The 10310-nt window shown below is 47.4% G+C and carries 9 protein-coding genes; all 9 read left to right on the top strand.

What is annotated here, in order from left to right; all coding sequences use genetic code 11:
• Positions 1-218 precede the first annotated feature (218 nt).
• On the top strand, positions 219-1340 hold the full coding sequence (locus ODZ53_RS26850) for an MGDG synthase family glycosyltransferase (RefSeq protein ID WP_172143234.1): 1122 nt from the start codon (positions 219-221) through the stop codon (positions 1338-1340).
• A 29-nt stretch (positions 1341-1369) separates the two neighbouring features.
• On the top strand, positions 1370-2056 hold the full coding sequence (locus ODZ53_RS26845) for an HAD hydrolase-like protein (RefSeq protein WP_372681262.1): 687 nt from the start codon (positions 1370-1372) through the stop codon (positions 2054-2056).
• A gap of 188 nt (positions 2057-2244) precedes the next feature.
• Positions 2245-2709 carry a CtsR family transcriptional regulator gene (locus ODZ53_RS26840; protein WP_064202944.1) on the top strand — a complete coding sequence of 155 codons (465 nt, stop codon included), beginning with the start codon at positions 2245-2247 and terminating at the stop codon, positions 2707-2709.
• A 16-nt stretch (positions 2710-2725) separates the two neighbouring features.
• Positions 2726-3244: a protein-arginine kinase activator protein McsA gene (gene mcsA, locus ODZ53_RS26835; RefSeq protein WP_007716182.1), complete on the top strand. Its 519-nt coding sequence runs from the start codon at positions 2726-2728 to the stop codon at positions 3242-3244.
• A 19-nt stretch (positions 3245-3263) separates the two neighbouring features.
• Positions 3264-4337, top strand: coding sequence for a protein-arginine kinase McsB (gene mcsB, locus ODZ53_RS26830; protein ID WP_012683956.1), 1074 nt, complete (start codon positions 3264-3266; stop codon positions 4335-4337).
• A 66-nt stretch (positions 4338-4403) separates the two neighbouring features.
• On the top strand, positions 4404-6854 hold the full coding sequence (locus ODZ53_RS26825; RefSeq protein WP_041749199.1) for an ATP-dependent Clp protease ATP-binding subunit: 2451 nt from the start codon (positions 4404-4406) through the stop codon (positions 6852-6854).
• 106 nt (positions 6855-6960) lie between these two features.
• Positions 6961-8328 carry a DNA repair protein RadA gene (gene radA / locus ODZ53_RS26820; protein WP_016742863.1) on the top strand — a complete coding sequence of 456 codons (1368 nt, stop codon included), beginning with the start codon at positions 6961-6963 and terminating at the stop codon, positions 8326-8328.
• A gap of 8 nt (positions 8329-8336) precedes the next feature.
• The gene (gene disA / locus ODZ53_RS26815) at positions 8337-9413 is read left to right on the top strand and encodes a DNA integrity scanning diadenylate cyclase DisA (protein WP_012683959.1); all 1077 of its coding nucleotides are present in this window, start codon (positions 8337-8339) and stop codon (positions 9411-9413) included.
• Between the two features lie 114 nt (positions 9414-9527).
• Positions 9528-10256: a CDP-diacylglycerol--serine O-phosphatidyltransferase gene (gene pssA, locus ODZ53_RS26810; protein ID WP_016742861.1), complete on the top strand. Its 729-nt coding sequence runs from the start codon at positions 9528-9530 to the stop codon at positions 10254-10256.
• Positions 10257-10310: the final 54 nt, after the last annotated feature.

Raw genomic sequence — 10310 nt, 5'->3', positions numbered from 1 at the left:
CAGGGAATGAAACCAACCTCTTTACCCCAGAATGGGTAAGGAGGTTTTTTGTTTTAACGTATCTTGCAGCAAGAAGTCAAACTCGCGATTATTTTGTCGATAAGTTAGGCCGAATGACCGACAAGTTCCCTCTTGCAGACGGGTCTTGGGGTAGACTAACATGAGAAGGTACCTGATCCAGGCGTTGGAGTAGGCGAGGTTATGAAGGAGAATCGTTCATGAAAAAAATTCTAATCTTTTCCGCTTCCATCGGTAACGGACACAACCAGGCAGCGCGGGCCATGCAAGAAAGCTTGGCTGAGAGTGGTTGCACATCAATGATTATCGATACGTTGGAGTATATTAGCCCCACCTTTCACAAGATTTTGCTGGAAAGCTATATGAATCTGTTGAGGCTGTCACCCAAGATGTGGGGCAGAATTTATCATAATACAGAAAAAACCCGTTTCTTTGATATGAATGTGCTAATGAATAAGTTATTGGCAAACAAACTGAAAAAGTTGATCAACAGTGTACAGCCTGATGCCTTTATTGCTACGCATCCGTTTGCAAGCTGTATGCTCTCCGTACTGAAGGGAAGAAATGATTGGAAGGAACCAATCTATACGATTATTACTGACTATACCATCCATCCTTCATGGATTAATCACCATATCAATTATTACTTCATCGGTCATGAGCAGCTGTATTACCTGTTAGACGTTTATCGACAGGATCATCAAAAATTCATTCCGATGGGCATTCCTATCATGAAGAAATTCAGTTTGCCATTGGAACCCGAATTGATTCGGCAAAAGCTCGGTCTCGCTCCTGAACAAAAGAGCATTATTCTTTCGGGGGGCGGATTGGGTCTCGGCTCGATGGAAAAGGTATTAGATGGGCTAGAAGAGATTAACATTCCCTTGAAAACCTTTGTGTTAACAGGGACAAACGACAAGCTATACAATAAGGTGACAAATCGTACGTATCGGCATGAAGTCGTTCCGCTAAAATTCATCAATAACTTCCACGAATACTTGGAAACGGCTGATTTAATTGTCACCAAATCAGGCGGACTTACATCAGCTGAAGTAATGAGTAAACGGGTACCCATGATTGTTTACAACCCTCTGCCTGGACAGGAAGAGAGGAATAGCCACTTTTTGCTCAATAATGGGTGTGCGGTACACGCGAATCTATCCGAGCAGTTGATTTACTTTATCGATGAACTATTGCATAGCCCGTCCAAGGTGGAATATATGCGTAGAATGGGACAAAAAATCTCGAAGCCAGATGCTGCACAACGAATTACTGAGTTTATCATGGATGATATGAATATGTTGCCAAGAAAAGTAGAATAGCTGCCTAGCCAGACAAAATGGAGGAACCCATGACTGCACCATTCGCGATATTATTTGATATGGATGGCACGTTACTACAAACAGAAAAGCTGTCGACCCCCGCTTTTATTCGAACGTTTGACCAGCTTCGTCAAAAAGGGCTATGGCAAGGAGAAACCCCTGACGAACGTGAACTGATCAATGTACTGGGAATGACGATCGAGCAGATCTGGGACAAATTACTGCCGGGTGCGAGTGGAGAAGCCATTCGGTCAGCAGATGCCTTCTTGCTAGACAATGAAATCCAGTTACTCAAAGAAAAAGTGACCGAGCTATATCCGGATGTAAAATCAACCTTAGAAAAGCTGCATGAAAAAGGATTTGCTTTATTTGTAGCAAGCAATGGGCAGGAAGAGTACATCGATGCCATTTGTCAGGCATACGAGTTAAAGCCGCTGATGACAGACCTGTACTCGGCTGGTCGTTTCCGCACGCATTCCAAAAATGACCTGGTTGCAAAACTGTTGTCTGATTACAAAATTGGGCAGGCCATCATGGTAGGAGATCGTCACTCCGACGTGGAAGCAGGCAAGACAAACGGTTTATTTACCATTGGATGTGACTTTGGTTTTGCGAAACCAGGCGAGCTTGATGGGGCAGATGTTATCATCACCAGCTTCTCTCAGCTACTGAATCATTTGCCAGCAATCGACACCAATAAGCAAGAACAAGCATAAACCATTCCTCAGGGAGTGGTTTTTTTGTTGATCATGTCCAAGTTTCAAGCGACCCTCTTTTGCCCACACTAGAATGTGTAAGGGACACTTGCGGGCACGCACTAAACCCATTATAATTAACGTCAAAGATAGTCAAAGTCAATAGGTAACCTCATAAGAACATACACAGAGGAATAGGAGGCGATGACTTGCGAAACATCTCGGACATCATTGAACATCACTTGAAAAGCATCCTTACTAACAGTCCCAATGGATCGATCGAGATTCAGCGTAGTGAGCTTGCCGACCATTTTCAATGTGTGCCGTCTCAGATCAATTACGTCATCAATACGCGCTTTACCGTTCAAAAAGGATACCTCGTAGAGAGTAAGCGCGGGGGCGGCGGGTATATTCGCATACGCAAGGTGCAGATTGTCAGCAAAGCACGCTTGCAGGAATTGCTAACAGAAGAACTGATTGGAGAGAGCATCAGTCAGAGTGTGGGAAATGCGATCGTAGAAAGACTATTAGAGGAAGGGTTAGTCAACATTAGAGAAGCCACCTTGATGAAAATCGCTACCTCGCGAAACGTTTTGACTCTGGAAGCCGAATTGCGGGATCGTTTGCGGGCAAATATTTTAAAGCAGATGATCGCGGCAATCTTGTTGAAGTAAAAGGAGGTATGATGTTATGAACTGTGAGGAATGCGGAAAACGACCGGCGACACTTCATTTGACGAAAATCGTCAATGGCGAAAAAACCGAATACCATATTTGCGAGCAATGCGCTCATGAAAAAGGGGACGTCTTTACCGGCTTTCACAACTTCAGCATCAACAATCTCCTGTCAGGACTTTTAAAATTTGATCCCATGCAAAAGAATGGACGCGAAACGGCAACGAATAAGCCGCTTCAATGCGAAACATGTGGACTCACATATTCTCAATTTAGTAAAAGCGGCCGATTTGGCTGTAGTGATTGCTACACCTTTTTGGGGGATCGACTGGACCCACTTTTCCGCCGGATTCATGGAAACACACAGCATAGTGGAAAAGTACCAGAGCGTACCGGTGGCAAACTGAAGATCCGTAAAGAGCTGGAGCAACTAAAGCAAGCGCTGCAAAGTCATGTCGCCAGTGAGGAGTTCGAGAAGGCTGCAGAAATGCGTGATCGAATTCGAGCATTGGAACAAAAAATGGCCCAATCGTAGCAAGGGAGGTTAGCTGGTTATGTCCCAAAAGCAGTTTATGCAAAACCCGTGGAGCAATTGGATGAAAGGAGAAGGTCCTGATTCCGACATTGTCATAAGTACACGGCTGCGTATCGCCCGTAACCTGCGCCAGCACCCTTTTCCGTTATTGGCAACGGACTCGCAGGCCGAGGAAGTCGTCAGAAAGGTAACGGAAGTAAGCGATTCGGAGGCAATGCGCAAACGGCATCAGCTTCAGGTCATCCATATGGATCAAATTAACCCGTTAGAAAAACGGGTGCTCGTAGAAAAGCATCTGATTAGCCCTCATCTGGCAGAGGAATCCCGTAAAGGTGCCGTATTGCTTCGGGAAGATGAGTCTGTCAGCATTATGGTTAATGAAGAAGACCACATTCGAATACAGGTACTATTACCCGGGTTTCGTTTGAACGAGGCATGGGAAATAGGTACGAAGATAGACGACATTTTTGAGAAAAGCTTGAACTACGCGTTCGACGAAACTCGAGGGTATCTTACAAGCTGCCCAACCAATGTGGGTACGGGAATTCGTGCATCCGTGATGCTGCACCTGCCCGCTCTGGTGATGACGCAGCAGATCAGCAGAATTTTACAGGCGATTAATCAAGTTGGTCTGGTCGTTAGAGGAATTTACGGAGAGGGCAGCGAAGCTCTAGGGAATCTTTTTCAGTTATCCAATCAGGTCACACTGGGGATGTCTGAGTCGGATATCCTTTCCAATCTTTATGGTGTGGCCAGACAGATTATTGAGCAAGAGCGTGTGGCACGCACTTACTTGCTGGAGCATACCAGGGTTTCTTTGGAGGATCGGATTTTTCGGTCGTATGGTATCTTGATGTATGCCCGTACGGTAGAGTCCAAGGAAGCGGCTCAGCGCCTGTCAGATGTACGTCTGGGGATTGATCTAGGCATCATTCCTAATGTATCTCCGCTCGTCTTAAACGAACTGTTGGTCACGACACAGCCAGGTTTTTTACAACACCACGCTGGTCAAAAGCTCACTCCGGACCAACGCGACGAAAGAAGGGCAAGGCTAATCCGCGAACGTCTACGCGTAGTAGAATCACAAGAGTAATCGTAATGGTATCACGCAATTGTTAACCATACAGAGAAAAAACACGGTTATACGGAGGTGTACGATATGATGTTTGGACGTTTTACAGAACGCGCACAAAAAGTACTGGCGCTTGCCCTGGAAGAGGCGGTTCGTCTCGGACACAAAGATATTGGGACAGAGCATGTGCTGCTGGGACTCATTCGAGAAGGCGAAGGGATTGCGGCGAAGGCACTGCAATCACTTGGGCTTGGCCTCGATAAAATCCAGAGCGAAGTGGAGTCGTTAATCGGGCGAGGAACAGAGCAGTCCGGTAGTAATTACACACCAAACTATACACCTCGCGCCAAAAAGGTCATTGAACTGTCGATGGACGAAGCCCGCAAGCTGGGTCATACCTATGTGGGGACTGAACATATTCTGCTTGGCTTGATCCGTGAAGGAGAAGGTATTGCTGCGAGAATCATGAACAATTTGGGCGTTAGCCTTAACAAGGCACGTCAACAGGTGCTTCAGCTACTTGGCAGCTCGGAAATGATGGCATCTCATCAACCGTCTGGAGGGAATCCAGCTGCGAATACGCCGACATTGGACGGCTTGGCAAGGGATCTGACTGCAATCGCTCGTGACGGCGGTCTGGATCCGGTTATCGGTCGCCAAAAAGAAATCGAGCGTGTGATCCAAGTACTTAGCAGACGCACCAAGAACAACCCTGTTTTAATTGGGGAGCCTGGTGTCGGGAAAACAGCTATCGCAGAAGGTCTTGCCCAAAAAATCGTGAACAACGAAATTCCGGAGACCCTTCGTGATAAGCGCGTCATGACCCTCGATATGGGAACCGTTGTTGCGGGAACCAAATATCGCGGTGAGTTCGAAGATCGTCTGAAAAAAATCATGGACGAAATTCGCCAAGCAGGAAACATCATCCTGTTTATTGATGAGCTGCACACCCTGATTGGTGCTGGTGGAGCAGAAGGGGCAATTGACGCCTCTAACATTTTGAAGCCTGCGCTGGCACGTGGTGAGCTACAGTGCGTAGGTGCTACGACGCTGGATGAATATCGCAAGTACATCGAAAAAGACGCGGCACTGGAGCGTCGTTTCCAACCGATTCAGGTTGATGAACCGACAGCGGAGGATGCCATTCGTATCCTGCATGGCCTTCGTGATCGTTATGAAGCCCACCACCGTGTCAAAATTACCGATGAAGCAATCGAGCAGGCAGTAAAGCTGTCTGACCGCTATATTACGGAACGCTTCCTGCCTGACAAGGCCATCGACTTGGTCGACGAGGCGGCATCCAAGGTCCGCTTGCAATCCTTTACCGTTCCGCCAAACCTCAAAGAGCTGGAGGGACGTCTGGAAGAGGTGCGCAAGGAAAAAGACGCTGCCGTACAATCACAAGAGTTCGAGGAAGCAGCAGCCCTTCGCGATCAGGAGCAAAAACTGCGTGAAGAACTGGATAAAACGAAAAAAGACTGGAAAGAACGTCAGGGCCAGCTGAACATGGAGGTTACCCCAGAAGACATCGCACAAGTAGTGGCGAGCTGGACGGGTATTCCTGTGTTAAAGCTGAAGGAAGAAGAAACAGAGCGCTTGCTGAAGATGGAAGAGATTTTGCACGATCGCGTTATTGGTCAAGATGAAGCAGTCAAATCCATTTCGCGTGCGATCCGCCGTGCCCGTGCTGGTTTGAAAGACCCAAAACGCCCAATCGGCTCGTTTATCTTCCTGGGACCTACCGGTGTGGGTAAAACTGAATTGGCTCGTGCCGTGGCGGAGACGCTTTTCGGTGACGAGGATGCCATGATCCGCGTGGATATGTCCGAGTACATGGAGAAGCATTCCACCGCTCGTCTGGTAGGTGCCCCTCCTGGCTACGTAGGCTTTGACGAAGGCGGTCAGCTGACTGAAAAAGTGCGTCGCAAGCCTTACTCCGTCATTTTGCTGGACGAAATCGAGAAGGCTCACCCAGACGTATTCAACATCCTCTTGCAAGTATTGGATGATGGTCGTCTGACAGACTCCAAGGGACGTACCGTCGACTTCCGCAATACGGTTGTCATCATGACTTCCAACGTCGGAGCCAGCATGATCAAGAAAAATACAACGCTCGGCTTCACGACCAACGATTCGGAAAGAAAGTATCAGGATATGAAGGACAAAGTCATGGATGAGCTGAAGAAGAGCTTCCGTCCTGAGTTCTTGAACCGTATCGACGAAGTCATCGTGTTCCACTCCTTGGAGCAAGAGCATATCGAGCAAATCGTAACTCTCATGACAGATGAGCTGCGTAAACGTTTGAAAGAGCAGGACATTGATTTCCAATTGACCGAAGAAGCCAAGAAAGTATTGGCAAAAGAAGGCTTTGATCCGGCCTATGGTGCACGTCCTCTGCGTCGAGCTATCCAGCGCCACATCGAGGATAATTTGTCCGAGGAATTGCTCAAGGGTACGATCAGTAAAGGCGATACCGTCAATATCGAAGCGGAAGAAGGCAAGCTGGTAGTCAAGCGCCTTGAAAAAACGAAATCATAAGCTGGGTTGAAACGTAATAGAATGCCTCCTGATTCGGGAGGTATTCTTTTTTTGGGTGCGTAATTATGATAAAAGTAGAGAAAGAAATCCAAGTGAGGGTGCGATTATGTCAAAGTATAAAACGAAATACGCGTGTCAAGAATGTGGCTATGAATCGCCAAAATGGATGGGGAAATGCCCGGGATGCAGCAGTTGGAACACCCTGGTAGAGGAAGTGACGGTAAAAAATCCACATCGTCACGAAGGGATGAGCGGCGGTCAGCGTCAATCTGCGATTCCATTGACCCAGGTAGCCAGTGAAGAAGAGCCACGCATGGATACCACGATCGGAGAATTGAATCGTGTTCTTGGTGGAGGACTTGTTCCGGGTTCACTCATTTTGGTTGGGGGAGACCCTGGAATCGGGAAATCGACATTGCTTTTGCAAACTTCTTTTGCCTTGGCTCATCAAGGGGCGAAGGTTCTCTATGTATCTGGAGAGGAGTCGGCAAAACAAATCAAAATTCGCGCGGATCGACTCCATTTGCAAACGCCGCCGATGTTTGTATTGGCAGAAAATGATTTGGATTTGATCGAACAGCATATTAATCAAGTAGACCCGGATGTTCTGATTATTGACTCAATCCAGACCGTGTTTCACCCGACGATCCAATCGGCTGCGGGGAGCGTCGCACAAGTCCGGGAGGCAACAGCCCAATTGATGCGGATTGCAAAAGGAAAAGGGATTGGTACCTTCATCGTCGGTCACGTAACCAAGGAAGGCTCCATCGCCGGGCCGCGTATGCTTGAGCACATGGTGGATGCTGTTCTCTATTTTGAAGGGGAGCGTCACAATACGTTTCGAATTTTGCGTGCCGTCAAAAACCGTTTTGGTTCGACAAACGAAATCGGTATTTTCGAGATGAAGGATCGCGGTCTGGAGGAAGTGGCGAATCCATCCGAGATATTTTTGGCAGAGCGTCCATTTGGTGTTGCGGGTTCCACAGTCGTAGCCAGTATGGAGGGCACACGTCCCGTTTTGGTTGAGCTGCAAGCTCTCGTTGCCCCGACCAGCTTTGTAACCCCACGGAGAACGGCAACAGGGGTCGATCATCAGCGTGTGGCGATGATCATGGCGGTGTTGGAAAAGCGCATGGGCATGATGCTGCAAAATCAGGATGCTTATGTAAACGTAGCAGGTGGGGTCAGATTGGATGAGCCAGCGGTTGATTTGGCGATTGCCGTAAGCATTGCAAGCAGTTTCCGTGACCATGCTACCAATCCGCATGATGTCGTTATCGGAGAAATTGGCTTGACTGGTGAGGTGCGCGGTGTCTCCCGTATTGAGCAACGAGTACGAGAAGCCCATAAATTAGGCTTTAAGCGTGTCATCATACCGGAGAAAAACATCCGCGGTCTAGATGCGCCAGCAGATATTCAAGTAATTGGTGTGAGCAATATTGCCGATGCGTTGAACGAGGTGATAAGGAGGTAGGAGTGGGCATGCAGGGGAACATCAAAAGAACTCCGCAAATCGGTGATGTGCTTCGTCTCGTGGCACCCGGCACACAGCTTCGTGAAGGGTTGGAAAATGTTTTACGGGCCAAAACAGGGGGCTTGATCGTTATTGGGTGCGGTCCGGAGATGAAGTCGATTGTCGATGGCGGTTTTTCCATCAATTGTGATTTTTCTCCTGCCCATTTGTATGAATTAGCGAAGATGGATGGGGCGATTATAGTAAGTGAAGACGCAAAACGCATCCTGTACGCGAATACACAAATCTTCCCACCCTCCTCAATCCCCACGAGCGAGACGGGCACACGGCATCGTACAGCACAACGTACGGCCATTCAAACGAATCATCTGGTCATTGCTATCTCTCAGCGTCGCAATGTGATCACGCTGTATCAGGGGAGTTTCCGGTATGTCTTAAGCGAAATCAGCGTCATTCTGGCCAAGGCGAATCAAGCTGTATCTACCCTTGAGAAATACAAGGCCGTCCTTGATCAAACTTTGACGAATCTCGGTGCGTTAGAATTTGAGGAGCTCGTTACTTTGCATGAGGTTGCCTCGGTTTTGCAACGGATTGAGATGGTGTTACGTATTAAGACAGAGGTCTCCAAGTACATATGTGAGCTAGGGGTAGAAGGAAGGCTCGTCAGTATGCAGTTGGAGGAACTGGTTTCAAACATTGAGGAAGAGGCCCATATGCTTATTCGGGATTATTCCCGAGATCCATCCTATTCACCTGATCTTGTACTGCGGGACATGAAAAAATTGAACTCGGAGGAAATGCTGGAGCTCACTTCTTTTTTGCGAACGCTGGGGTATTCCTCCAATGCCAGTATGCTCGATGAATCCGTTTCCCCTAGAGGTTATCGGATCCTGTACAAGATCAGGCGTCTGCCCGTTACAATCATCTCGAATCTGGTAGAGCATTTTCATCATCTGCCACGAATCATGATGGCAACGATTCAGGAATTAGACGAAGTGGAAGGCATTGGTGAGGTTCGAGCGAGAGCGATTAAAGAGGGACTGAAACGGATTCAAGAACAAGTGTTCATTGACAGGCACATTTAAAGTAGAATAGGATAAAGGCATTATTTGTATTCAGCATTTGCCTAAGGGACTTGGATAATAACAAGGTCAACAGGATAACCTGCTCCTTACGCAAAAGAAATCAGGAGGTAGTCTATGTTCGTGAAATCGTTACCGAACATACTAACCGTAAGCAACTTGTTTCTGGGAGTTTTAGCAATTATTCTTGCGTTTCGAGGCGATCAATACGTCGAATATGCAGCGATCACAGTGATCATTGGTATGCTGGCAGACGGGCTGGATGGACGTGTAGCTCGTATGTTGAACGCCCAAAGTGAGTTCGGGAAGGAATTGGATTCCCTTTCTGACGTTATTACTTTTGGGATTGCGCCGGCGTTCATTATGTATGTTGTCGTCTTGCAACACTTTGATTTGCTTGGGATTCTCATTACAGCCATTTTTCCGATCTGTGGTGCGCTTCGTTTGGCGCGTTTTAACGTACAGGCCGGGGTTCCGGGGTATTTCATCGGTTTGCCGATTACGGCAGCGGGGGGCGTACTGGCTACGCTCGCACTCTATCACCAAGTATTCACTCCGGTATTGCTTGCCGTAAGTATGTTGCTGCTTGCCTTTTTGATGGTATCAAAGGTCAAGTATCCTAACTTTAAAAAAGTGGGGATTCCAAAGTCTGCTTACTGGATCACACCCATTATCATCGCGATTGTGGTTATTGTAGCGATTAAGTATCCGCAGCAGTTTCCAAAAATCGTCTTCTTGCCACTTGCTTTTTATGCACTGTACGGAATAAAAAAAAACGTTGACTTTCTCGTCAAAAAATTACGTAAGCGTAAAAACAAAGAGGAAGAATCCGTTCCGTTTGAATAGTTTTGGCATAAAAAAACCCACACTTCAATGTGCGGGTTTTTCTTTTTTGTATGC

Origin of the sequence: Brevibacillus sp. BD137, assembly GCF_041644655.1 — a bacterium.
GTDB lineage: Bacteria > Bacillota > Bacilli > Brevibacillales > Brevibacillaceae > Brevibacillus > Brevibacillus brevis_D.
Note: the sequence above shows the minus strand (reverse complement) of the source record. Positions and strands in the feature narration are given on the sequence as shown.